Raw genomic sequence first — 21,930 nt, 5'->3', positions numbered from 1 at the left:
ACGATCCGCCGGGCATGGCCCGGCGCTACCTGCCGCCCGGTAGGTGTCGACCTTGGTCGACACGCTCCCTTCCGTGATGGTCCAAGCCGCAGCGCCGACCAAGGTCGGCGTCTACCAGCGGCTTACGCGCCGCCCTTGAGGATCACCTCGGCAAGGCGATCGTAGTCACCGCCGAAGTGATGGTCACCCGGCAGCTTGACCTTGTGCACGCCGTCGTTGCCCGGCAGATCGGGGCATAGCGCGTCCTCGTCCTTGTCGCCGTACACGCACAGGGTCCTGTCCGCCGGCAGCTTCGCAACTTCCGGCGCGATCGGTAGACCGCCACCACCACCGCCCAGCCAGTTGCTGACATGGAATTCAAAGTCGGCGTTCTTGCCCACCGACAGCAGCACGATGCGCTCGAGCCCGGCGCGGGTGCCTGCATCCAGCTGGTTGATGGTGGCCGGCAGCACGTCGGCACCCTGCGAGAAACCGATCAACATCACTTTGCCGCGCTGCCATTGCTGGCGGTAGTGGCCGATGATCTTCTGCAGATCGACAGCGAATCCCTGCGGCGTGCGTTCGCTCCAGAAGTAGCGCAGCGAATCGAGGCCAACCACCGCCACGCCATGTTCGGCCAGGGCACCGGCTACGTCCTTGTCCAGGCCGGCCCAGCCACCATCGCCGGAAACGAACACCGCCAATGTGTCGCCGCTGCCCTGCGCCGGCACTTCCACTACCGGCAGCCCCTTCAGGGCATCCGGCGGCGGTGCCAGCGCAACCCCGGCCTGCGCGCCGATCACCCGGGCGGCTGCCACCAGCCCCGGTGTCGCATCGCCGGCAACGGTGCGCTTGAATTCACGGGCCATCGCAACCTGCTGCACAAACGGGCCTGCACTGTTGGTTGAACACCCCGGCGCGCCGGCCGCGTTCAACCACGGGAAATTCAGTTCACTGGGCTGCAGGCGGTCGTGCTTCACGCCATCGCCGCAGACCATGCGCTCGTGCGTGTGGGCCGGGCAGAAACCCGAGGTCAACAGGCCGGCAAAGACCTGGGTGTCGGCCTGCGCTGCCAGCGCATAGGCCAGTTCGGCGCCTTCACCACTGCCGCCAACCAACGGCAGGTGGTACCCCGGCAGATGCAGGAACGCCTGTACCCAGCGCGAGAAATTCTCGACATCGCCCGCCCCGAACGCGCAACTGCTGTTGCCTTCGCGCTTGAGCACACCGCGCAGGTGGCCCACATCCACCGATGCGACCAGCGCACCATCGGCACGCAGCGCTTCGATCGGCGTATGGCCAGCATCGGTGCCGTCATGGAACCAGATCACCACCCGTTGTGGCGCTCCGGCCGGCACATGCACCGGTACCTGATCGAAGCGTCCGTGGCTGACCTGCTGCACAGCGGCCATCGCTGGCAACGCCGCCAACGCCAACACCAGCCCCATCGCCCTGCCCAGCCCTGCACGCATCGTTTCGCATCCCGTTGGAATGCGCACACGATACGCCGCCGCTGCGTGCAGGGCACGTACCGGTACAGGCATCCTGCAACACAGCAGGTGGTCGATTCAGCGGGTGCCGGCGGCACGCCCGCGGCGATACAGCGCCAGCGCCAGCCAGATCAACCAGCCGACGATCACCGCGATCACCAGTTTCTGCCCCAGCCCGCGCGGTGGCCCACCGCGCCAGAGCACGTGCATCCACAGCAGCACGAAGGCCAGCCATGCCCAGCCCCACAGCAGCGCCGCATTGCCTTGCCAGCCAGGCTCGCGGCGCAGGTACCAGGCCTGCAGCAGCATGCCCACGCTGGCGCACAGAAAGGCGGTATTGGCGGCCAGCCCGTGGATCAGCGGTGCCAGCAACGGTGTTGCCTCGGGCAGCCAGCTGTCACCGATGGCAACGGTGGCGAGGCCGCTGGCAGCCACGCAGAACAGCAACGGTGCCGCTGCGCTGCGCCGCGGCCCCACGCTGTACCGGTACAGCGCGATGCCGAGCACGGCGATGGCCAGTGCCAGCAGGCAGTAGGCGGTGCGCAGCGCCAGGCCCCATGGCCCATGCAGGTACAGGCTCAGGGTAGCCTTCACCCAATCCAGATCCGCGCGCGCGAACTGCGTCCACAACGCGGTCGCGACGAACAAAAGCAGTGCCACCAGCGCCAGCATCGCGGCTGGACGGGCACGGCTCATGGGTCGGCGTCCGGGTGCCGTGCCTTCCAGTCAGCCAGCGCCTTGCGGTAACGCTGCAGCTCCTCGGTGTACAGGTCGAGCACGCACAGCGGGCAGCCACTGCCGCAGCATTCGTTGGGGCCGGGTTCTTCCGGCGGCAGCGGACGGGGATCGGCAGGGGTATCGGAGACGGTCACGGCTGGAAACAGCACCACGCGATGGCAGGTGGATAGTGTAGCGGCGCGCTCAGGCGCCCAGTTGGCGGCGCAGGTTAGCCCGCGCGGCAGCATCAAGACGCTGATCGAAGAAGTCGCTGAGGAAGATCCGCGGCGCGCGCAGCAGTCCCTGCAGGAAGCGGCGGCGTCCGGCGCGGTACAGGAAGCCCGGCACCACGCCCTTGTACTCTTCGGCCACGCCACGGTCGTAGGCAGAGAACACCGCTTCCGGCGCCGCCAGGATCGCCATGTCGCAATCGAGGAACAACGCGGCTTCGGCATCGACATCGGCCGGGCCCAGCTCGCCATGGTGGGCGGTAAGCAGGATCAACTGCTCGACCCGGCCGGCGTCCACCGATGCCAGCCCCGGTGAGTCCGCGATGGCCCGCAGCGCCAGCGCGGCCGACTTTGCCTCGTTGTCCTTGCGGCCGGCCTGGTAGACCGCATCGTGGTACAGCGCTGCCAGATAGACCTCGGCCGGCTGCTGCCAGCCCGGCCCCTCGGCCACCGCCTGGCAATGCTGCAGCACCGCGCGTACGTGGCCAAAGTGGTGGTAGGCGCGCGGCGGCGTCGCATAGGCATCCTGCAGTGCCTGCCAGTGCGCGGGTGCGAGGGTCAGCGGGGCGAAGTCCATGCGTGGATGATCCCGCCCTTGGCAACGCCGGGCAAGCTGGCCGTTTTTTCACCAGCACTTCACGCGCCGCGCCGGGCAAGGCCCAAGAGCAGTTGTCCACAGGTTTGTCGCGCGCTGGTCCACACCGGCTGTGGATGATCGACGCGCTGATCGCCGGTGGATGCGGACCGCCACATGCAGGTCTACACTGGCCGCAGGCGGGAGCGCCCGCCGCTGCCGGAAACCGTCATGCGCCGTCTTGCCGCTCGATGCTTTCTCCTGTCCCTGGCTGCGCTCGGCGCGCCAGCCCTGTCTGCGCAGGATGCTCCGGCTACCGCGCCCGCCATCCCGACCATCTCCACCGTAAAGGTCACCGCGGCCAGCGTGCCGACGCCCGAACAGGTGTTCGCGATCCCGCCGGCGATGCGCGAGATGCTGCAGAAGCAGGTGATCAGCCGCAGTTACTCGCGCGATCAGCGCCTGCAGGCGCTGGTGGAAATGATCTTCAGCCAGCACGGCCTGGACCTGCAGTACGACGCCGATGCGACCTACACCGTCAGCGAGATCTGGCAGCACCAGCGCGCCAACTGCCTCGCCTTCACCCTGCTGTTCGTCACGCTCGCCCGCGAGGCCGGCATCCAGGCGCGGGTGCAGGAAGTCGGCCAGGTGGTGTCGTGGTACCAGGACCAGGACCAGGGCGTGGTCTACAACGTCGGGCACGTCAACGCCGGCGTGGATGTCGGCGGCCGCTACGGCACCGTCGACCTGGACCGCGACGTGCTGTACGACCGCCATGGGCCGCAACCCATCGGCCGTGAGCGGGCGCTGGCGCACTACTACAACAACCGCGGCGCGGAGCATCTGGCCGATGGCGACCTGAGTGGCGCGCGTGCCTTCTTCGACGCGGCGCTGGCGCAGGACCCAAGCTTCGCCTCGACGTGGAACAACATTGGCGTGCTCGACAACCGCTTGGGCGACGACCAGGGGGCCCGCACCGCGCTGGACACCGCACTGCGGCTGGACGGCCGCCAGAGCGCCGCGCTGAACAACGCCAGTGCGCTCTATCGCAAGCTCGGCATGACGGCGCAGGCGCAGGCCATGCAGAAGAAGCTGCAGTCGGTGCAACGCGAGGATCCGTTCGCGCAGTACATGCAGGGTGCCCAGGCCGAACGCGCTGGCGACCTGGACAAGGCGATCACGTACTACCGGAGGGCGGTGCGCCTGTACGACACCGCGCACCAGTTCCACTTCGGCCTGGCGCGGGTGTACTTCCTGACGGGCCGGCTGCAACGTGCAGACCGCGAACTGCTGCGGGCGCAGGAACTGGGCGGTTCAACGCAGCAGGCCCGCTACCAGGCCAAGCTGGACAGCCTGGCCCGCTGGCGGGCGCAGCAGGCCAAGCGCTGAGGCGCGATCAGGCCTTCTTTAGGAAGCAGGTCTTCAGCACCAGCCCCTTGATCTTGTCCGAGTTGCCTTCGATGTGTTCGGCATCGTCTTCGACCAGGCGGATGTTGCGGATCACTGTGCCCTGCTTGAGCGGGATCGAGGAACCCTTGACCTTCAGGTCCTTGATCACGGTGACGGTGTCGCCGGTCTGCAGGGTATTGCCGTTGCTGTCACGCACGACCAGGGTCGAGCCAGCACCTTCTTCGGCCGTCCACTCGAAGCCGCAGTCGGCGCAGATCCACAGCGCGCCGTCGGCATAGGTGTTTTCCAGGGTGCACTGCGGGCAGGCGGGAACAGAAGACATCGCAAGTACCTCAAAATGAATCAACAGCCGCCATTGTAACCGCCCGGCCTTTTCGTTCATTTTCCGGCGGCGGTCCGGGCGGAGCCCCGCCCGCCCCCCGCACAAGGCAGGCACCGGAACTTGCAGCGCGCGGCAAACTCCAGCAGAGTGCGCGGCCCCTGATCGTCCCCGGACCTCCCCATGCGCCTCGGCATCGACTTCGGTACCAGCAACTCCGCCGCCGCCATCGTGCGTGATGGGACGTTGCTGCCGATCCGCTTCGGCGAGGCCGAACAGTTCCGTACCAGCGTCTACTTCCCCGGCGTGGTGCCCGATCCGGACGATTTCCAGCTCGACGCCGGGCAGGAACACGAACTGCAGCAGCTGATCGACAGCGCCGCCCGTGCCGCCCGCGCCGCCGGCCAGGAACGCACGCCACAGGCTCTGCGCCGCGAGGCCTTGCGCGCCCTGCGCCGGGAGTGGATGGAGGCCCGCGCTGGCAAGGAACGCAGTGCCAGCGACCTGCTGCAGAACGCGGTCTATGGCGACGACGCGCTGGAAGCCTACTTCGAGGAGCACGAGGGCAACCTCGTGCAGAGCCCGAAATCCATGCTCGGCTACAACCTGCATCCGCGCGCGCGGCAGACCATCACCGGCATCGCCGCGCACATCCTCGAACACATCCGCTTGACCGCCAGCGCCCAGCTCGGCCAGCCGCTGCGCAGCGCCCTGCTCGGCCGCCCGGTGCAGTTCCGCAGTTCGATCGGTGAGGCCGGCAACGACCAGGCCCTGGACATCCTGCGCGAAGCGGCCAGCCAGGCCGGCTTCGACCAGATCGACTTCCTTGAAGAACCCGCTGCCGCCGCGATGCATTACCACGCTGAAAGCAGCGATCGGCACCAGGCGGTGATCGTCGATATCGGTGGCGGCACCACCGACATCGCACACGCCGAAGTGGGTGGAAGCGAAGCGCCACGCATCCACCGCGCCTGGGGCATCGCCCGCGGCGGTACCGATATCGACCTGGCCCTGAGCCTGTCCGGTTACATGCCGCTGTTCGGCCGTGGCATCACCCGCGTGCCCACCCACCACTACGTGGAAGCGGCCACCGTGCAGGACATGACCCGCCAGCGCGAGTTCCGCCAGCACAACTACGACAACGTGGATGCGCCGTGGGGCGCGCGCCTGCAGGCACTGCAGGACACCGGCAACACCGCCCGCCTGTACCGCGATGTCGAGCGCGCCAAGATCGCCCTCAGCGGCGCCAGCCAGCATCGCAGCACGCTGGACTACATCGCCCGCGACCTGCACGTGGACAACAGCGCCGACGGTCTGGCCGCCGCCGCCCACAGCTACCTGACCCAGATCCGCGAACTGCTCGCGCAGGTCCGCAATGACATCGGCGGCGACCCGGACGCGGTGTTCCTGACCGGCGGCATGTCCCGCGCCGGCTACCTGCGGCAGGCCGCTGCCGAGGCCTTCCCTGGCGCCCGGATGGTCCACGGCGAGCCCTCGCTGGGGGTCGTGCAGGGCCTTGCGCTGGCGGCAGCCAGCCGGGATTAACAAAACGTTACGCGGTCTGCGCTACCCTTGGCCGGCTAGAAAACCGCTGCACCTTCCACTGGTCTCGCCGGTGTGTGTACCCATGGTGCAGCCTGCCCCGCGCAGCGGGTCTGGCGACCATGCCCTCTGGCTCGATCATGGTCCGCGTACTACCCGAGCCGCCATCGAGACCCGCTTTGGGCACCCGCCTGGCCCCTGTGGCCGTACAACCTGACGCTGAACCAGCACCCATCGACTGCCGCCGTTGTGACGCGGTCTGTTGCCGGTTGCCGGTGCTGCTGCAGCCCGGCGACCACGTGCCCGGCCAGTTCCTGTCGCGCGACGCACACGGCCGTGCCGTGATGGCGCGCAACGAGGAAGGCTGGTGCGCGGCGATCGATCCGTATCACCTGCGCTGCACGATCTATTCGCAGCGCCCGGCGATCTGCCGCCAGTTCTCGATGGGCGGCGACGACTGCCGCCGCGAGCGGCAGGACTACCTGCGCCAGGCTGAGTCCTGCGCGCTTTCCTCCCCTTCCACCTGACAGGAGCAACCATGCCCCGCAAGGCAAAGACCCCCGCGAAGGCCAGCAACAGCATCCGCAGCGAACGCAAGGGCGCATCCGCCAGCACCGCGGTCAACAGCGATTCGATCGCCTCCGACCTGGCCGCGTTCCGCAAGAGCGGTGGCAAGATTGAAGTTCTCGGTACCACCTGGGCGCTGAAGAAAGCCAGCTGACCCCCCCGACCGCGGCGGCGCTGCCGCCGCGGCCTGCCGGGCCGCGCTCAGCGGTCCAGGCGTACCTGCACACTGCCCGAGTGCGACTGCACGCGGATATCGCCGTCGCCGCTGCCCAGACGGGCATCCAGGCTGCTGCCCGGCCCATAGCGCGGCCGCTCGACCTTGCCGGCGTCGCTGTTGATCGACCCGCTGAAGCTGTTCACCGACAGCTGCGCCGACACCGTGCGCGGCAGGCGCAGGCTGACCGATGCACTGACCGACTCCACGTTGATGCGTCCACCCGGCGCCAGCCCGGCCGCCGACAGGTCGATGCTGCCCGATACGGTTTCCACCGCAAGCCGCTGCACGCGACCGGCGTCGACCTCGACGCGGCCGGACACCGTCTGCGCACCGATATCGCCCGACACGCCGCCGCCGGCTTCGATGCGGCCACTGACCGTGTTCACGTCCAGCTTCGGCGTCTGCAGTCGCGCATTGACACTGCCACTGACCGTGTTGAGCTTGCTGTCGCCACTGCGACCGGATGCACTCAGGCTGCCGCTGACCGTATCGGCCTGCAGGCGGCGCACGTCAATGCCGCTGATGTCCTGGCTGGCACTGACCGTGCTCAGCAGCAGCTCCACCGAGCGCGGCACGTTGAGGGTCAGGGTGGCGCCGCCACTGTTGCCGCGTCGCGGATACTCGATCTCCCAACGCACCCGGTTGGCGCTCTTTTCCTGGCGCAGCTGCAGGCCATCGCTGAGCGTGCCGGTGAGCTGCACGTCGTTGCGGTCCCAGCCACGCACGCTCACCTTGCCGGCCACATTGCTCAATTCGATACGACCGCCCGCAGCCAGCGTGTGGCGTTCGTCGATGCGGGTGTCGGCCAGCGCCATGGCCGGCACCAGCAGCAGCGCGACACAGCAGGAAATCAGGGTTCGGGTCATCGGGGGTCTCCTCAGGTCGTCAAGCCGGATTCGGCGGCATAGGCCGCCTGCCGGGTCAGTTCGAGCCGCAGCGCGTAAGTGCGCTTGAGCTGGCCAAGCAGGTGCGGTGCACGCGGGTCCTGCGCCAGCGCGGCACGGATCTGTGTCGCACTTTCATCCAGTTCGTGCAGGGCGGGCTGCCATTCCGGCGCCCGCCCATCAGGCAGCGACGCCACGGCCTGCCGGTACTGTTCGGTCATCGCATCGGCCTGCAGTTGCAGGCCACTGGGTGCAGGCAGCGTCTCGGGTGCATGCCGCCACGGCGCCACCGCGCAGAGCGCGAGGCTGGCCGCCAGCGCAGCGCCAACCGGCAACCACCAGCGTCGACGGCTGCGCAGTGGCAAGGCCACCACGTTGTCCTTCGGCACCTGCGCGGCAACCGGTTCGCGGGGTGGCAACCGCGCCGACAGGCGTTCCCAGCCATCAGCCGGTGCGCTGCGTTCAGTGGGAAGGGCGCGCAGGTGCGCCAGCAGGTCGTGATCGGGGTCGTGCGTACTCATTTCATGTCTCCCAGGCGCGCGCGCAGCAGGCCACGCGCGCGATGCAGCTGTGCTTTGGAACTACCGACCGCCATCTGCAGCTGGCCGGCGATTTCATGGTGTTTCCAGCCTTCGATATCGTGCAGCACCAGCACCGCACGTGCGCGCGGCGGCAGGGTCGCCAACGCGCGTTCCAGATCGCGTTCGGTGCCGGCGCAGCCGTCATGCACCGCCATCTCTGGTATCCCACCGTCAACGTCGTCCAGGCTGTCGTGGTCATGCCCGGCGGCACGCCCGCGCAGTTCCATCAACGCGGCGTTGACCCCCAACCGATGCAGCCAGGTCGACACGCTGCTCTCGAAACGGAAGCCGGGCAGTGCCTTCCATGCCTGCAGGAACGCTTCCTGCAGTGCATCCTCGGCGCGTGCCTGCTGGCCGCCACACAGGCGCCACAACGAGGCAAACACCCGCGGCGAGTGCCGCCGATACAGCAGTTCGTAGGCAGCGGTATCGCCGGCCGCCGCCGCACGCACCAAAGCGGTTTCGTCGACGACGTCGTTGGCGGCAGGCGGCGCGTGCATGGTGGTGTCGAGCATATCCGTTGGATGCGGCCAGCCGGAAAAAGGTTTAGATCTGCCGACGCGCTTTCTGCTTGCAACCTTTTCGCGGCTGGCTGCATCCATCACAGGTCCCCCGCAGGCCTTCCCGGCCAGGAGCCTCCCATGTCCAGTCCTTCCTGCGCCGCCCTGCTGGCGATCGTGGCCTGCATGCTGCTGCAGGCGTTCAGCGTTTCCCTGCACTGGCGTGCCGAGAGCGGCCGCGCCTGCCTGCAGCAGCACAAACAGGACCTTGTCTGCCTTGCCTGGGCACAGGCGGTCGATACGTCGACACGCGCCGGGTAACATCAAGACCCGTTTCCGTCGCATGTTGTCGCCCCATGATGTTGTCGCTGAAGGACCACCTGCCCACCTGGACCCACCCCTGGCTGCATGACATCGGGATCGCCCTGCAGATCCTGATCACCCTGCTGGCCGCCTGGCTGCTGCGGGTGCTGGCCCGGCGCCTGATCCGCCGCTTCGCCGATCACTACACGCTGCCACCGGAAATGGTGATGGGTGCGCGCCGGATCACCAGTTTCGTGGTCTATTTCAGCGCGGTGCTGTACATCCTGAGCCTGCTCGGCGCCTCGCCCTCGGTGTTGTGGACGGCCTTCACCGGTTTCGCTGCGGTGGGCGCGGTGGCGTTCTTCGCGGCCTGGAGCGTGCTGTCCAACATCTTCTGCACGCTGCTGATCTTCACCACGCGACCGTTCCGCCTGCATGACTACATCGAAGTGCTGGAAAACGGCGAAAAGCCCGGGCTGAAGGGCCGGGTGATCGACGTGAACCTGATCTACACCACGCTGCAGGAAACCGGCAACGGCCATGAGGGCACGGTGTTGCAGTTGCCGAACACCCCTTACCGCAGCTGGCTGTCCTTGCTGCCGCGCCGGTTGTAGCCACTCTGCGCCTGTTCCTCTTCGTCGTGCGCCTGCTGGCAGTTCACGCACAGCCGAACCCCAGGCACTGCCTGACGCCGCGCCAACGGAATCGGCGCGTCGCATTCCTCACAGTGTTCCAGACCCGGGCCCTGGCGCAGCTGGCGCCGCGCGCGGGCAATCGCATCGTCGACGGTGGCGTCGATCTGGTCCTGGACCGCGCCATCTCCGGCCCAACCGGTAGCCATGGCCATCCTCCGCAGGGGTGTCGCCTGATATGGGGACGATACACCCCGCCGCAATCGGTAGCGCCGGGCCATGCCCGGCGGACGCTGCGGCCGGTTCAGCGCCGCCTTACCAGACCAGATCGTCGGGAACCTGGAACTGCGCGTAGTAGGCGTCGTCCTCGGCGTTGCCGGTGGAAATCTCGGCGCTGGAGCCGGGCGTGCCATGGTCGACGATGATGGCTTCCGGGGCGCGTTCACGCACTTTTTCAGCCGCCGCGCGCGGCAGCACCGCGTAGCCGTCGCCGTGGGCCACGATGACCAGCACGCCCACCGACAGCGCCTTGCGCAGCTTGGTATCGATCAACAGGGTGCGGATCACCGCGCCATCGCTGAAGCGGTACTCGTCCTCGCCTTTGTGCGGCACGGCGTGGGCCGCGATGATCTGTTTCGCCTGCGCCTTCTGCTCAGCCAGCTTGGCCTGCGCGTTGCGTTCGGCGGCCAGCGCGCGGTCGCGCTCGACCTTCTCGGCGCGAGCGCGTTCAGCTTCACGCTGGACTTCCGCCGACGTCGACTCGGCCTTGCCCTGGCGGGCCTTGGCCTGTTCACGCGCGGCGGCGCTGGCCTGCGACTTCTTGGCCAGGCCGGCCTTGAGCAATTGTTCCTGCAGCGCGTTGGGCTTTGCCATGGTCGATACGTACCGCGTGTAATCTGGATGCCCCATTCTACCGACGCGCCGACGCCCCTGCATGGCTGTACTGAAGTACCTCACCGGCTACCCCGAACCCCTGGTCGCCCAGGTCAGCGACCTGCTGGCACAGGGCAAGCTCGGCCCGTGGCTGCAGCAGCGCTACCCGGACCCGCATGAGGTGCGCAGCGACCGCCAGCTGTACGACTACACCCAGGACATGAAGGACCGCTACCTGCGCAAGTCGGTACCGCTCAACAAGGTCTGCTACGACAACACGCTGGAGGTCATCAAGCACGCCCTGGGCACCCACACCGCCATTTCCCGGGTGCACGGTGGCCGGCTCAAGGCCAGCCGCGAGATCCGCATCGCCACCGTGTTCCGGCAGGCGCCAGCCGCCTTCCTGCGCATGATCGTGGTGCATGAACTGGCCCATCTGAAGGAGGCCGACCACAACAAGGCCTTCTACCAGCTGTGCCAGCACATGGAGCCCGATTACCTGCAGCTGGAGTTCGATACCCGGCTGTACCTGACCGAGCTGGCCAACCGTGGCCAGCGCTGAAACCGCGTAGCGGCTACACTGCGCGCCCCCTGCCCGACCTTTCGCCATGGAACCGACCCGACTCGACAAACGCCTGTCCGCCCTGCTCGGCATCCCGCGTGGTGAAGCGCGGCGCTATATCGAGGGCGGCTGGGTCAGCGTCGATGGCGAGGTGGTGGAACAGCCGCAACGCCCGGTGGACGAGAGCGCCAGCATCGTGGTGGCCGAGCAGGCCAGCGACAGCAAGGCCGAGCGCGCCAGCATGCTGCTGCACAAACCGGCGGGCGTGCCCGCCGATGCCCTCTGTGCGCTGATCCGCACCGAGACCCGCAGCGAACTGGATGCCAGTGACATCCGTCCGCTGCAGCGGCACTTCCACGGCCTGCAGCTGGCCTCCTCACTGCCGGCCGACGACAACGGGCTGGTGGTGGTCAGCCAGGATCCGGCCGTGCTCGCGCACCTGCAGCGCAACCTGGGCCGCACCGAACAGGAATATCTGGTCGAAGTGGCTGAAGGCGGCCCGGAACGTGGCCCGTGGCTGATGGCCCGGCTGCAGCACGAAGCAGGCGGCCCCAAGGTCAGCTGGCAGAGCGAGCAGCGCCTGCGCTTTGCAGGCAAGGGGCTGACTGCGAAGGGGCTGAGGACCGCCGTGACGGCTGCCGGCCTGCAGGTTGTGGCCGTACGCCGCCTGCGCATCGGCCGGGTGGCGCTGGGCCCGCTGGCCGTGGGCCAATGGCGCTACCTGGGCAGCGACGAGCGGTTCTGAGTCACGGCACTTCATCCACGCATGGCGTGGATCTACTCATCCACGCATGGCGTGGATCTACTTCCAGACGTGGCGTGGATCTACGTGTGGCGTGGATCTACGCGCGGTGTGGACCTACCATCGGCGTCATGAGCCTGCGCAAACCCTTATGGCGACGCCTGCTGCGCGTTGCCGCGATCATCATCGCCGCCCTGCTTCTGCTGGTCCTGTCTGGCCTGCTGCTGGCCGACCACCTGGCCCCACAGGCGCGCGGTGAAGCGTCGCAGGTCCTGCCACTGCAGCCTGCGCAGACGACCATCGATCGACAGATCATGCCCCTGCAGGCTACCCATCCTGGGCAATCGGGCGTGGCCTTCCTCAGCGATGGCATGGATGCGTTCGCTGCACGCGCGATGATCACCGAGCATGCCGGCCGCAGCCTGGACCTGCAGTACTACATCTGGCACGACGACCTGATCGGCCACCTGATGGCCAAGGCGCTGTACGACGCTGCCGAACGTGGCGTGCGCGTGCGCATCCTGCTCGATGACATGAACGCCAAGGACAAGGATGCGCTGATGATGGCGCTCGATGCGCATCCCAACATCGAGCTTCGCCTGTACAACCCGTTCCGCAACCGTAGCGGCATCGCCCGCACGCTGGAGCTGGTGCAACGCGCCTTCAGCGTGAACCACCGCATGCACAACAAGAGCTGGATCGCCGATGGGCGCATCGCCATCGTGGGTGGACGCAATATCGGTGAGGAGTATTTCAGCGCGCGCAGCGACGTGAACTTCCAGGATCTGGACCTGGTGGTGGCCGGCCCGGCCGTGCAGCAGGCCAACCAGATCTTCGACGACTACTGGAACAGCGACGCGGCGATTCCGATCTCGGCGCTGGCGACCTACACCGATGCGCAGCTGCGCCAGCTGGTACGCCAGTCCGATCTGGACGCGCTGCATGCCCTGGCGCAACCGTACCTGCAGCGCGTGGCAGAGTCGCGCCAGCGCCAGCGCGCCAGCCCCGAGCCACTGCACTGGAGCACGCAGGTAAGGATCCTGTCCGATCCACCGATGAAGCACCACGGCGATGCGCATGACGACTGGCTGGTCACCGCGCTGGTCCGGCAGCTGCAGTCGACGCGCTACAAGGCCCTGTTGATCTCGCCGTACTTCGTGCCCGGCAGCGAAGGGCTGGACGGCCTTTCGGCGATGGCAGGGCGTGGCGCCCAGGTCGGCGTGGTGACCAACTCACTGGCGGCCAACGATGTGGCCGCCGTGCACGGTGGCTACATGGGCTACCGGGTGCCGCTGCTGAAGGCCGGCGTGCAGCTGTACGAACTGAAGGCGAGCGGCCAGAGCGGTGACAGCAGCCTGTTCGGCAGCAGTGGCGCCAGCCTGCACACCAAGGCATTGCTGGTCGACGACCAGCGCGGGTTCGTCGGATCGTTCAACCTCGATCCGCGTTCGGCCTATCTCAACACCGAGATGGGCGTGCTGTTCGACGACCCGGTCCTGGGCGCGCAGCTGCGCGCGGAATACCTGCGCCTGGCCAGTCCGGAACACAGCTGGTGGCTGGCACTGGGCGCTGATGACGAATTGCGCTGGCTGCAGCGCGAGCCACCGCCGCACTGGGTCGAAGCCGAACCCGGCAGCAGCCTCGGCAAGCGCTGGACGGCGCGGGTGATCAGCTGGTTACCGCTGGAATCGCAGCTGTAACGATCAGGGGGCGAGCCCTTCGCCATCGCCGTGCAGGCTCTCGTCCAGGGTTTCCACATTGCGCCCGTGCAGGCGCCGCCAGATCCAGCGCAGCGCGTGAGGCGGCGCTGCCGGCAACTGCTCCAGCAAGGCCAGCATGCGGCCCTGGCTGGCATGCCCGTGCCGACACAGCAGGCTGGCCGCCGCAGCGGCGCTGGCCAATCGAAGGCTGTCGGCCAGCGAACCGGCAGCGTCCGCCGCCAAGGCCTGATGCACCGGTTCGGGCAGCTCCCAGGCGGCAGCCACCCGCTGTGCCAGCGGTAGTGACCACTGCTGCAGCAACTGCAGGGCCAGCACCGGCTCCACCTCTTCGCCGCGTGCCTGTGCTTCCTGCAGCAGTTGCCGCATGACCAGCGCTGCGCCCAGGCCCTGCACCAAGCCCAGCCATTGCGCAGCGAAGGCATCGCCGAAGGTGACCGTGCGCGCGTGGTCGGCGGCCGCGCGCGAAGCCAGCAGCGCGTGCTCCCAGATGATCGAACTGAACTGGGGGAACACCTCGCACTGCACCTGCATCACCGGCTGCACCAGCACGGCGCTGATGATCTGCCGCACGCCTTCGGTGCCGACCAGGGTCACCGCCCGCTGCAGGCTTTCCACGGGCCGCTCGTGCACCTTGTAGGCCGGACTGTTGGCGATCCGCAGCAGGTTGCCGGTCAGCACCGGATCCTGGCCGATGATCGCGGCCATCACCCGCGCCGATGCAACGTCATCATTGACCGTCTGGATCAGCTGCGGCAGCAGTTGCGGACGCCGCGGCAGCTGTCGGGTAGCCCAGTCGCGGTCCTGCAGCGCGCGGTCCACCGCCTCGGCCAGACCCGACGCGCTGACCGCCGCCGGTTCGCCGGCCAAGCGCGGATACAGGGCCAGCGCATGCAGCCCGCGCTGCAGGTGAGCGGCGACCTCGGCCGCCGGCAAGGCGTCGCCCCGCAGGCTGGCCGCCGCTGCGGCCACGGCCTGGCGGGGCGCCGCGGCCAGGCGTGCCGGGGCTTGCCCGCTCAGCCGCGACAGCAAACGGAGCACAGATCGCCACCACGCTGCGGTCATCGCCGCCCATCCTGTCGTTGTCCTGCTGCTGCCACTGCCTGCGCCTTCATCACATCCGGCCACCTGCCGTCGTCGCAGCATCGGCCGCACTTTCATCTTCTTTAACCCGGGCGCCTCCGGCGTCGACGGCATATCCCGGGCGAATGGACTAGAATGGCGCCGCGCGACCCGTCCCCCTGTACCGACGACGTCGCTTTTTTTGTTTTCGGACCCTACCGTTCATTGGCAGTTCGCCGCAGTTCACCGCAGATCGCGCCATCGGAGACCCCATGCTATTCGAAACCCTCGCAACTACCGGCCACGAACAGGTGGTGTTCTGCCACAGCCAGGATGCCGGCCTGCGGGCGATCATCGCCATCCACAACACCACCCTGGGCCCCGCCCTGGGCGGGGTGCGCATGCGCCCCTACGCCAGCACCGACGATGCGCTGGCCGATGTGCTGCGGCTGAGCCGCACGATGACCTACAAGAATGCGCTGGCCGGTCTCAATGTCGGTGGCGGCAAGGCGGTGATCATCGGCGACCCCAAGGTCGACAAGACCGAAGTGCTGTTCCGCGCCTTCGGCCGCTATGTCGATTCGCTGGGCGGTCGCTACATCACCGCCGAGGATGTCGGTACCGACGTCAACGACATGGAGAACATCTACCTGGAGAGCCAGTTCGTCACCGGCGTGCACCAGGTCCATGGCGGCTCGGGAGATCCGGCCCCGTTCACCGCCTATGGCGCGCTGCAGGCGCTGATGGCCTCGATGCGCTTCAAGTTCGGCCATGAGGAAGTGGGCAAGACCAGCATCGCGGTGCAGGGCCTGGGCCATATCGGCATGGAACTGGTGAAGCTGCTGCGCGACCGTGGCGCCAAGCTGTATGTCACCGATCTGGACAGCGCGCTGGTGGATCGTGCGGTCAACGACTTCGGCGCCGAGGCCGTCAAGCCGGACGAGATCCACGAAGTGAACGCCGATGTGTTCGCGCCGTGTGCACTGGAAGGCGCGATCAACGCCGACACCCTGCCGCGGATCAAGGCGAAGATCATCTGTGGCACCGCCAACAACCAGCTGTCCAGCCTGGAGATCGGCGACGAACTACATGCGCGCGGCATCCTGTATGCGCCTGACTACGCGGTCAACGCCGGTGGCGTGATGAACGTGTCGCTGGAAATCGACGGCTACAACCGCGAGCGCGCGATGCGGCTGATCCGCAGCATCTACCACAACCTGACGCGCATCTTCGAACTGTCGCAGCGCGAGAACATCGCCCCGCAGCGTGCCGCCGACCGGATCGCCGAAGCGCGCATCCTGTCGATCGGCAAGCTGAAGATGCCGCTGGGCCGCAGCACGCCGCGCCTGGGCAATCTGCGCGGCGGCTGATCGCCGCCTCGCGAACCGTGCGCGTGCCGACCCATGGTCGGCAGCGCCGGATGAACGCGCCGGGCAGCAGGCCCGGCGCTACGATCAGAAGCCAGCGCTGTAGCGCAGCGCCGCCTGACGTGCATCGCTGCCACCCACGCGCTGGTCGATACCCAGGCTCAGGCGGCCATTGCGGCCCCACCACGATTCCAGCGCCAGGCCGAACAAGGCACTGCCCCGCGGTGCGTCGACACCGGCCAACGGCGCCCAGGCATCAACACCGACGAAGCTTGCCTGCCAGGCCTGCTCACTGCCATCCAGCCGTTGCTGCCACTCGGCATGGCCGCGCAGGGTCCAACGACCCCACTGCCGCTCGCCGCGCAGGCCCGCCAGCATCTGGCTGCGCTGTGCATGTGACGCCTCACCGCGCAGACCGAAGCCGAAGCCGCCCTGCTCGCTGAAGCCATCGGTATCCAGGCGCGTGCTGCTGGCTCCCAGGTACGGGGTCAACGACGCACCGATGCGCCCGAAACGATAGCCACCTTCGATGCTGGCACTGCTGAAACGCCCGCCGTAGCGCGCGGACACACCGTAGGCACCGGCGCCCAGCAGCAACTGGCGGTCCAGCTCACGGGTGAACTGGCCGGTACCGAACTGGGCCAGGGCATAGCCACGCCCCAGGTTCCAGCCGGCATACAACTGCGCCTGCGTCTGGCGATCGCGGCCACGATCACCACTGAAGTTGCTGCCGCCGTTGCTGCGGGTTTCGCCGAAGGCCATGCCCAGCAGACCGTTGCTGCCCAGTGCCACGTCCTGGCCTGCCATCCAGCCCTGGCTTTCGGCGGCGTTGCCGGCAAAGCTGCCCTGTCCGGCTTCGCCCAGCGCGCTCTGCCAGGCGCCACGCAGCTTCGGTGCTGCCTGCACCCGGTCGAAGCGCTCGGCAACCGCACGGCGCGACATGTCCACACTGTCGAAAGTCGACGCTTCAGCACGCGCATGCGCCTGTCCGGACAGGCTCTCCAGGCTCGCCGACAGGCCATCGGCCCCGCCCGCCGTACGCTGCAGCGCGCCGGCGGCCGCACCGAATGCCGAACCCTGCAGATCCGCATTGCGGTCCAGCGCGGTGAATGCCGATGCCACCCGCAGTGCCGATGCCTGTGCATTGGCGCCCAGGCCGGACGCGGCGGCGGAAACGTTGACCTGGGTCAGGTCCATCCACGCATCGTTGCTGCCATAGCCGTACTGTGCCTGCAGCAGGGTCAGGCCGTTGGCGCCGGTGTTGGCCACCGGCGTGGTGAACGTACCGTTGATACCGCCGTTGGCATGGATCAGCCCTTGGCGGCTGCCGGCCTGCGGCACGTAACCGGAAACGATGCCATCGACCACCACGCCACCGGCCAGGCGTGCGGTGCCGGTCACCTGCAGCGGGTTCACGCCCAGCGCGACGATCAGCTGCGCATCCGGCCGCTGACTGTAATTGCCTTCGATGGTCGCGGTGGTGTTGGCGTTGACCAGCACCACGCTGGCGCCGTTGTCGACGTTGCCGATCACCCGCGGCGTGCCCGGCATGAACTGCAGGCCGGCCATCGAGGCACCGCCGGCACCAGAGATGCTGACGTTGGAACGGATCACAGCGCCGCCCCGCAGGGCCAGGCTGCCGCGCTCGATGCGGGTGGCACCGCTGTAGCTGTTGTTGCCGCTCAGTTCCAGCCGGCCATCGCCGCGCTTGACCAGGCCGCCAGCGCCGGCGATGTCGTTGCTCCAGATCGAGCCAGAGGAAGCCGCATCGACATTGACCGTGACATCGCCCCAATCGAAGCGGCCGGGACCGTTCACCGCTTTGCCGACGTTGAGCATGCCGTAACCGTAGATCGGATCGACGCCCGGCGCCCCGATGTCGGTGGCGGTGCCGAGCAGGGTCTGCCGCACCAGGTCGTTGTCGAAGTACGGGTAGCGCTGCCAGACCAGCGCAGCAGCACCGGAGATCAGCGGCGCGGCGAAGGACGTGCCGTAGTTCCACAGATACTTGCCGGTACCCGGCTCGGGGAACACGGCACTGCCGGGAGCGGTCAGGCAGTAGCGTGCGGCGTCGCCACAGGCATTGGCCCAGGGGGCACGCTCACCTGGCTTGTTCGGATCGATCGCGGTGGCTACCAGCCAGCCTTTTTCCAGGTCGGCTGCCGGCAGCGATCCGCCGAGGCCACGCTGGCTGGGCAGCGCGGCCACGCTGCTGGGCTGGTCGCGCCCCTCGTTGCCTGCGGCGAACACCACCAGGCCACCGTGGTTGATGATGAAGGGGCGGTATTCGGCCGCGACCTGCGCGGTGGTACCGAGGTCGGTCCAGTACAGGCCGCCCCAGGAATTGTTCATCACCTTCACGCCGTAGCCGATCAGATCCTGGTGGACCCCGGCCACGCCCAGCGTGCCGCTGAAGGAGTTGCCCTTGCCGCTGCCGTCATCCTGGGGCGTGGTGTCGGAAATGATACGCGCCGAGACGATCTCCGCACCCGGTGCGATGCCTCCGGGCCAGACACCCACCGATGCACCGGCCGCCAGGCTGGCGACGGCCGTGCCATGGCCAAGCACGTCATCGACGTTGAGATTGTTGCGGCTCGGGTCGATGTAGTTGAGGTTGGCCACTACCCGTCCGTTCAGTGCCTCGGCGTTGCGCAGCACGCCCGAATCGACAATGCCGATGCGCACGCCGCGGCCGGTCGCGCCCGTGGCCAGTGCGGCACGCGCGTTGGTCTGTGCCAGATGCGCATCCACCGCCGGTTCCAGCGGCTTGGACGCGGGAGGCGGGGTGACCGGGGGCGTGACCGGTGGCGTCGTCGGTGGCGGGTCGACGCGCACGTTGCTGCCGCCGCCTCCACCGCCACACGCCGACAGCGCCACCGCCAGCGCCGATGCCAGGACCGACCTTCCCATCGTCTTACGTTCCATCGTTTCCTTCCCATGAACGTTGGCCTGCCGCCATCCGGGCAGGCATCCAGTACTGCCCAGCGGCAGTCTTCGCCGACCCTCTATACTGGGCCGACCCCCACGCAGTCTGCCGGGAAACGGCGCCGCTTCCAACGCCCGTCGTCTCCTTTCCGAACATTGCTCACGCATCAACGAGATTGCCATGTCCAACATCGTCATCGCCGCCGCCAAGCGCACCGCCATCGGCTCCTTCCTCGGCCAGTTCAACGGCGTTCCGACCCCGACCCTCGGCGCGGCCGCCATCGCCGCGGCGCTGGAGCAGTCGGGCGTTCCTGCCAGCGACGTCTCCGAAGTCCTGATGGGCTGCGTGCTGCCGGCCAACCTCGGCCAGGCCCCTGCCCGCCAGGCAGCGATCGCCGCCGGCATCCCGCTGTCGGTCGGCGCGACCACCCTCAACAAGGTCTGCGGTTCGGGCATGAAGGCCATCATGCTCGGCCATGACCTGATCAAGGCCGGCTCGGCCAAGGTCGTGGTCGCCGGCGGCATGGAATCGATGTCCAACGCCCCGCACCTGCTGCCCAACTCGCGCACCGGCAACCGTTTCGGCAACTTCCAGGCCGTGGACCATATGGCCCACGACGGCCTGGTCAATGCCTACGACGGCAAGGCCATGGGCGAATTCGCCGAATGTGCCGTGGACAAGTACCAGTTCACCCGCGAAGAGCAGGACGCCTACTCCATCGAATCGGTCAAGCGCGCACAGGCGGCCCAGGCCAACGGCGCCTTCGCCGACGAAATCGTTGCGGTGAAGGTCGCCACCCGCAAGGGTGACGTCGAGGTCGCCAGCGACGAACAGCCCGGCCGCTCGGACATTGCCAAGATCCCGACCCTGCGCCCGGCCTTCAAGAAGGACGGCAGCGTGACCGCCGCCAGTTCCTCCAGCATTTCCGACGGCGCTGCCGCCGTGGTCCTGCTGAGCGAAGAAGATGCTGCCGCGCGCGGCCTGCAGCCGCTGGCGCGCATCGTCGGCCATGCCACCCATTCGCAGGAACCGGAGTGGTTCACCACCGCCCCGATCGGCGCCATCCACACCCTGCTGGCGAAGACCGGCTGGTCGCTGGACCAGGTCGATCTGTTCGAAATCAACGAGGCCTTCGCCGTGGTGGCGATGGCACCGATGCGCGAACTGGGCATCCCGCACGACAAGCTCAACGTGAATGGCGGTGCCTGCGCGCTGGGCCATCCCATCGGTGCCTCCGGCGCACGCTTGGTGGTCACCTTGGTCAACGCATTGCGCACGCGCGGCGGCAAGCGCGGCATTGCCACCCTGTGCATCGGCGGCGGCGAAGCGACGGCTATCGCCATCGAGTTGATCTGAAAGGGTTTAACGTCTATTTCGCAAAAATGAATGCGGGATCGCTTGACACCCAATCTTGGCTTGTCATCATGTTGTCGGCGCGCAGCATGCGCGTTGCCTAATTCTAACGACGAGGATTTACACAATGAGCATCAACAAGCTGCTGGTCGCGATGTCCCTGGCTCTGGCCCTGGCCGCCTGCTCGAAGCAGGAAGCTGCCCAGGACGCCGCTGCTTCGGCCAACCAGGCCGCCACCGAAGCCCAGGCTGCTGCCGACCAGGCCGCCGCTGCTGGCGCCCAGACCGCCGACGCTGCCCAGCAGGCCGCTGACACCGCCGCCACCGCTGCTGACGCTTCGGTTGACGCCGCTGCCCAGGCTGCTGGCGCTGCCACCGACGCTGCTGCCGGCGCTGCTGCCGACGCTGCCAAGGCTGCTGAAGGCACCGCCGAGAAGGCCAAGGACGCTGCTGAAGAAGCCAAGAAGTAATAACTTCTTTCTTCAAGCTGTTCTGAAGAAGCCGCTGGTTCGCCAGCGGCTTTTTCTTTGCGCGCCGTTCCGTGCGCAGGGCGCAGGTCACCACCACGTCTTCACAACGATATGAATAGGCTGGCGTCCCCATCCATTGCAGTGCCGGAGACCGCCATGAAGATTCGCCCGCTGACCACTACCCTGCTGGCCGCCTCCCTGCTGCTTGCACTGGCTGCCTGCAAGGGCCCGGAAGCCGAACAGGCCAAGCAGGATGCCGCGCAGGCCGCCGACAGCGCCGGTGCCGCCGCACGCGATGCCGTCGACAAGGCCGCCGCAGCCACCCGTGACGCCGCCGACAAGACCGCCGCCGCCTCCGAGCAGGCCGCCGCCGACACCCAGCAGGCGCTGGACAGCGCTGCCGCAGCCACCGCCAACGCGGCCGACAAGGCCAAGGTCGCGGCGACCGATGCCGCCGCGCACGCCAGCGACGCCACTGCCGATGCCGCGCAGAAGGTCGCAGACAAGGCCCGCGACGTCGCCGACGACGCCAAGGCCACTGCCGCCAAGGAAGAGGCCAAGCACTAAGGCCTTCGCGTTCGCCGAGCATGGGCTCGGCTCTACAGGAAAAGCCGCGGCATCGCCGCGGCTTTTCTGCTTTTCGCTTCTTCTGTTGATTCCGTGCTGAGCGCCCACGGAAACCGTCCAAGGCCGCGCGGGTGGGCTGCGCAGGGGCGTGAGCCGCATGGATGCGGCGACCGAGCTTACAGGGACGTACTTGCAGCGCCCCCTGCGCAGTCCCATCCGCCCGGCCAACCCCACAAATCCCACCGGGCTTTCCGCGACCCCCCCCACCCCCCCCCCCCCCCCAGGGGCGGCGCCCTTCGCTGAAAACCCATGTAACCGGGTAAAAAGAAACGGTTTTTTGGCGCAA

The 21,930-nt window shown here is 67.8% G+C and carries 25 protein-coding genes; 13 read left to right on the top strand and 12 right to left on the bottom strand.

Annotated elements, in window-relative coordinates; all coding sequences use genetic code 11:
- Window positions 1–122: 122 nt before the first annotated feature.
- The 4 genes from WKB25_RS18110 to WKB25_RS18095 all read right to left on the bottom strand — a co-directional run bounded on the left by WKB25_RS18110 (window position 123) and on the right by WKB25_RS18095 (window position 2,993).
- Window positions 123–1,451, bottom strand: a complete 1,329-nt coding sequence (locus WKB25_RS18110) for an AcvB/VirJ family lysyl-phosphatidylglycerol hydrolase (RefSeq protein ID WP_340572137.1) — start codon at window positions 1,449–1,451, stop codon at window positions 123–125.
- 96 nt (window positions 1,452–1,547) lie between these two features.
- Complete coding sequence (locus WKB25_RS18105; protein WP_340572135.1) at window positions 1,548–2,165, bottom strand: DUF998 domain-containing protein; 618 nt, start codon at window positions 2,163–2,165, stop codon at window positions 1,548–1,550.
- Window positions 2,162–2,341, bottom strand: a complete 180-nt coding sequence (locus WKB25_RS18100) for an oxidoreductase-like domain-containing protein (RefSeq protein ID WP_286041622.1) — start codon at window positions 2,339–2,341, stop codon at window positions 2,162–2,164. The genes WKB25_RS18105 and WKB25_RS18100 overlap by 4 nt, the downstream gene beginning before the upstream one ends.
- A 49-nt stretch (window positions 2,342–2,390) precedes the next feature.
- Window positions 2,391–2,993, bottom strand: coding sequence for a hypothetical protein (locus WKB25_RS18095; protein ID WP_340572132.1), 603 nt, complete (start codon window positions 2,991–2,993; stop codon window positions 2,391–2,393).
- A gap of 228 nt (window positions 2,994–3,221) precedes the next feature.
- Here WKB25_RS18095 and WKB25_RS18090 point away from each other — a divergent pair, with 228 nt between their 5' ends.
- On the top strand, window positions 3,222–4,379 hold the full coding sequence (locus tag WKB25_RS18090) for a tetratricopeptide repeat protein (protein ID WP_340572131.1): 1,158 nt from the start codon (window positions 3,222–3,224) through the stop codon (window positions 4,377–4,379).
- 7 nt (window positions 4,380–4,386) lie between these two features.
- Here the strand turns inward: WKB25_RS18090 and WKB25_RS18085 are convergent, their stop codons facing one another.
- Window positions 4,387–4,722 (bottom strand): zinc ribbon domain-containing protein YjdM, encoded by a 336-nt coding sequence (locus tag WKB25_RS18085; RefSeq protein WP_099818962.1) that lies wholly within the window; start codon window positions 4,720–4,722, stop codon window positions 4,387–4,389.
- 180 nt (window positions 4,723–4,902) lie between these two features.
- On the opposite strand from WKB25_RS18085, the gene WKB25_RS18080 reads away from it, so the two are divergent.
- The 3 genes from WKB25_RS18080 (at window position 4,903) to WKB25_RS18070 (ending at window position 6,982) form a co-directional block, all read left to right on the top strand.
- Window positions 4,903–6,264, top strand: coding sequence for an Hsp70 family protein (locus WKB25_RS18080; protein ID WP_340572127.1), 1,362 nt, complete (start codon window positions 4,903–4,905; stop codon window positions 6,262–6,264).
- 230 nt (window positions 6,265–6,494) lie between these two features.
- Window positions 6,495–6,788: a YkgJ family cysteine cluster protein gene (locus WKB25_RS18075; RefSeq protein WP_051501656.1), complete on the top strand. Its 294-nt coding sequence runs from the start codon at window positions 6,495–6,497 to the stop codon at window positions 6,786–6,788.
- An 11-nt stretch (window positions 6,789–6,799) separates the two neighbouring features.
- Window positions 6,800–6,982, top strand: coding sequence for a hypothetical protein (locus tag WKB25_RS18070; RefSeq protein ID WP_340572125.1), 183 nt, complete (start codon window positions 6,800–6,802; stop codon window positions 6,980–6,982).
- 47 nt (window positions 6,983–7,029) lie between these two features.
- Here the strand turns inward: WKB25_RS18070 and WKB25_RS18065 are convergent, their stop codons facing one another.
- From WKB25_RS18065 to WKB25_RS18055, 3 genes are read right to left on the bottom strand one after another with little or no spacing between them, the layout of a single operon-like run.
- Window positions 7,030–7,911 (bottom strand): DUF4097 family beta strand repeat-containing protein, encoded by an 882-nt coding sequence (locus tag WKB25_RS18065; protein WP_340572123.1) that lies wholly within the window; start codon window positions 7,909–7,911, stop codon window positions 7,030–7,032.
- Between the two features lie 11 nt (window positions 7,912–7,922).
- Entirely contained in the window at window positions 7,923–8,450 is a 528-nt protein-coding gene (locus tag WKB25_RS18060) for a hypothetical protein (protein WP_340572121.1), read from the bottom strand.
- Window positions 8,447–9,025, bottom strand: a complete 579-nt coding sequence (locus WKB25_RS18055; RefSeq protein WP_340572119.1) for an RNA polymerase sigma factor — start codon at window positions 9,023–9,025, stop codon at window positions 8,447–8,449. The genes WKB25_RS18060 and WKB25_RS18055 overlap by 4 nt, the downstream gene beginning before the upstream one ends.
- Before the next feature lie 126 nt (window positions 9,026–9,151).
- Here WKB25_RS18055 and WKB25_RS18050 point away from each other — a divergent pair, with 126 nt between their 5' ends.
- A complete protein-coding gene (locus WKB25_RS18050) occupies window positions 9,152–9,331 on the top strand; it encodes a hypothetical protein (RefSeq protein WP_340572117.1) in 180 nt (59 codons plus the stop codon).
- 35 nt (window positions 9,332–9,366) lie between these two features.
- Window positions 9,367–9,927 (top strand): mechanosensitive ion channel family protein, encoded by a 561-nt coding sequence (locus tag WKB25_RS18045; protein WP_340572115.1) that lies wholly within the window; start codon window positions 9,367–9,369, stop codon window positions 9,925–9,927.
- Here the strand turns inward: WKB25_RS18045 and WKB25_RS18040 are convergent.
- Window positions 9,888–10,154, bottom strand: a complete 267-nt coding sequence (locus WKB25_RS18040; RefSeq protein WP_025879161.1) for a DksA/TraR family C4-type zinc finger protein — start codon at window positions 10,152–10,154, stop codon at window positions 9,888–9,890. The genes WKB25_RS18045 and WKB25_RS18040 overlap by 40 nt on opposite strands.
- Window positions 10,155–10,260: 106 nt before the next feature.
- A complete protein-coding gene (locus WKB25_RS18035) occupies window positions 10,261–10,818 on the bottom strand; it encodes a DUF2058 domain-containing protein (RefSeq protein WP_340572113.1) in 558 nt (185 codons plus the stop codon).
- Between the two features lie 61 nt (window positions 10,819–10,879).
- Here WKB25_RS18035 and WKB25_RS18030 point away from each other — a divergent pair, with 61 nt between their 5' ends.
- The 3 genes from WKB25_RS18030 (at window position 10,880) to WKB25_RS18020 (ending at window position 13,822) form a co-directional block, all read left to right on the top strand.
- A complete protein-coding gene (locus tag WKB25_RS18030) occupies window positions 10,880–11,380 on the top strand; it encodes a M48 family metallopeptidase (RefSeq protein WP_059064772.1) in 501 nt (166 codons plus the stop codon).
- Between the two features lie 46 nt (window positions 11,381–11,426).
- The gene (locus tag WKB25_RS18025) at window positions 11,427–12,125 is read left to right on the top strand and encodes an RNA pseudouridine synthase (protein ID WP_025879164.1); all 699 of its coding nucleotides are present in this window, start codon (window positions 11,427–11,429) and stop codon (window positions 12,123–12,125) included.
- Window positions 12,126–12,253: 128 nt separating this feature from the next.
- Window positions 12,254–13,822 carry a phospholipase D family protein gene (locus WKB25_RS18020; protein WP_340572111.1) on the top strand — a complete coding sequence of 523 codons (1,569 nt, stop codon included), beginning with the start codon at window positions 12,254–12,256 and terminating at the stop codon, window positions 13,820–13,822.
- Window positions 13,823–13,825: 3 nt separating this feature from the next.
- Here the strand turns inward: WKB25_RS18020 and WKB25_RS18015 are convergent, their stop codons facing one another.
- Window positions 13,826–14,905, bottom strand: coding sequence for an HDOD domain-containing protein (locus WKB25_RS18015; RefSeq protein ID WP_340572110.1), 1,080 nt, complete (start codon window positions 14,903–14,905; stop codon window positions 13,826–13,828).
- A 269-nt stretch (window positions 14,906–15,174) separates the two neighbouring features.
- Here WKB25_RS18015 and WKB25_RS18010 point away from each other — a divergent pair, with 269 nt between their 5' ends.
- Window positions 15,175–16,272, top strand: coding sequence for a Glu/Leu/Phe/Val dehydrogenase dimerization domain-containing protein (locus WKB25_RS18010; protein WP_340572108.1), 1,098 nt, complete (start codon window positions 15,175–15,177; stop codon window positions 16,270–16,272).
- An 84-nt stretch (window positions 16,273–16,356) separates the two neighbouring features.
- Here the strand turns inward: WKB25_RS18010 and WKB25_RS18005 are convergent, their stop codons facing one another.
- Complete coding sequence (locus tag WKB25_RS18005) at window positions 16,357–19,194, bottom strand: S8 family serine peptidase (RefSeq protein ID WP_340572106.1); 2,838 nt, start codon at window positions 19,192–19,194, stop codon at window positions 16,357–16,359.
- Between the two features lie 181 nt (window positions 19,195–19,375).
- Here WKB25_RS18005 and WKB25_RS18000 point away from each other — a divergent pair, with 181 nt between their 5' ends.
- The 3 genes from WKB25_RS18000 (at window position 19,376) to WKB25_RS17990 (ending at window position 21,584) form a co-directional block, all read left to right on the top strand.
- Window positions 19,376–20,551, top strand: a complete 1,176-nt coding sequence (locus WKB25_RS18000) for a thiolase family protein (protein WP_340572104.1) — start codon at window positions 19,376–19,378, stop codon at window positions 20,549–20,551.
- Between the two features lie 124 nt (window positions 20,552–20,675).
- A complete protein-coding gene (locus WKB25_RS17995) occupies window positions 20,676–21,017 on the top strand; it encodes a hypothetical protein (RefSeq protein ID WP_089236409.1) in 342 nt (113 codons plus the stop codon).
- Window positions 21,018–21,173: 156 nt separating this feature from the next.
- A complete protein-coding gene (locus WKB25_RS17990; protein ID WP_089236410.1) occupies window positions 21,174–21,584 on the top strand; it encodes a hypothetical protein in 411 nt (136 codons plus the stop codon).
- The last annotated feature ends 346 nt before the right edge of the window (window positions 21,585–21,930 follow it).

The organism is Stenotrophomonas sp. G106K1, from assembly GCF_037969685.1.
GTDB lineage: Bacteria > Pseudomonadota > Gammaproteobacteria > Xanthomonadales > Xanthomonadaceae > Stenotrophomonas > Stenotrophomonas lactitubi.
Note: the sequence above shows the minus strand (reverse complement) of the source record. Positions and strands in the feature narration are given on the sequence as shown.

Excerpts from the sequence above, each read along its gene's own strand:
- WKB25_RS18080 (WP_340572127.1), top strand. The coding sequence starts at position 4,903 with ATGCGCCTCGGCATCGACTTCGGTACCAGCAACTCCGCCGCCGCCATC.
- WKB25_RS18005 (WP_340572106.1), bottom strand. The coding sequence starts at position 19,194 with ATGGAACGTAAGACGATGGGAAGGTCGGTCCTGGCATCGGCGCTGGCG.
- WKB25_RS18050 (WP_340572117.1), top strand. The coding sequence starts at position 9,152 with ATGTCCAGTCCTTCCTGCGCCGCCCTGCTGGCGATCGTGGCCTGCATG.
- WKB25_RS18065 (WP_340572123.1), bottom strand. The coding sequence starts at position 7,911 with ATGACCCGAACCCTGATTTCCTGCTGTGTCGCGCTGCTGCTGGTGCCG.
- WKB25_RS18035 (WP_340572113.1), bottom strand. The coding sequence starts at position 10,818 with ATGGCAAAGCCCAACGCGCTGCAGGAACAATTGCTCAAGGCCGGCCTG.
- WKB25_RS18070 (WP_340572125.1), top strand. The coding sequence starts at position 6,800 with ATGCCCCGCAAGGCAAAGACCCCCGCGAAGGCCAGCAACAGCATCCGC.
- WKB25_RS18020 (WP_340572111.1), top strand. The coding sequence starts at position 12,254 with ATGAGCCTGCGCAAACCCTTATGGCGACGCCTGCTGCGCGTTGCCGCG.
- WKB25_RS18030 (WP_059064772.1), top strand. The coding sequence starts at position 10,880 with ATGGCTGTACTGAAGTACCTCACCGGCTACCCCGAACCCCTGGTCGCC.
- WKB25_RS18090 (WP_340572131.1), top strand. The coding sequence starts at position 3,222 with ATGCGCCGTCTTGCCGCTCGATGCTTTCTCCTGTCCCTGGCTGCGCTC.
- WKB25_RS18055 (WP_340572119.1), bottom strand. The coding sequence starts at position 9,025 with ATGCTCGACACCACCATGCACGCGCCGCCTGCCGCCAACGACGTCGTC.
- WKB25_RS18010 (WP_340572108.1), top strand. The coding sequence starts at position 15,175 with ATGCTATTCGAAACCCTCGCAACTACCGGCCACGAACAGGTGGTGTTC.
- WKB25_RS18015 (WP_340572110.1), bottom strand. The coding sequence starts at position 14,905 with ATGACCGCAGCGTGGTGGCGATCTGTGCTCCGTTTGCTGTCGCGGCTG.
- WKB25_RS18025 (WP_025879164.1), top strand. The coding sequence starts at position 11,427 with ATGGAACCGACCCGACTCGACAAACGCCTGTCCGCCCTGCTCGGCATC.
- WKB25_RS17990 (WP_089236410.1), top strand. The coding sequence starts at position 21,174 with ATGAAGATTCGCCCGCTGACCACTACCCTGCTGGCCGCCTCCCTGCTG.
- WKB25_RS18105 (WP_340572135.1), bottom strand. The coding sequence starts at position 2,165 with ATGAGCCGTGCCCGTCCAGCCGCGATGCTGGCGCTGGTGGCACTGCTT.
- WKB25_RS18045 (WP_340572115.1), top strand. The coding sequence starts at position 9,367 with ATGATGTTGTCGCTGAAGGACCACCTGCCCACCTGGACCCACCCCTGG.
- WKB25_RS18040 (WP_025879161.1), bottom strand. The coding sequence starts at position 10,154 with ATGGCTACCGGTTGGGCCGGAGATGGCGCGGTCCAGGACCAGATCGAC.
- WKB25_RS18095 (WP_340572132.1), bottom strand. The coding sequence starts at position 2,993 with ATGGACTTCGCCCCGCTGACCCTCGCACCCGCGCACTGGCAGGCACTG.
- WKB25_RS18060 (WP_340572121.1), bottom strand. The coding sequence starts at position 8,450 with ATGAGTACGCACGACCCCGATCACGACCTGCTGGCGCACCTGCGCGCC.
- WKB25_RS18085 (WP_099818962.1), bottom strand. The coding sequence starts at position 4,722 with ATGTCTTCTGTTCCCGCCTGCCCGCAGTGCACCCTGGAAAACACCTAT.
- WKB25_RS17995 (WP_089236409.1), top strand. The coding sequence starts at position 20,676 with ATGAGCATCAACAAGCTGCTGGTCGCGATGTCCCTGGCTCTGGCCCTG.
- WKB25_RS18000 (WP_340572104.1), top strand. The coding sequence starts at position 19,376 with ATGTCCAACATCGTCATCGCCGCCGCCAAGCGCACCGCCATCGGCTCC.
- WKB25_RS18110 (WP_340572137.1), bottom strand. The coding sequence starts at position 1,451 with ATGCGTGCAGGGCTGGGCAGGGCGATGGGGCTGGTGTTGGCGTTGGCG.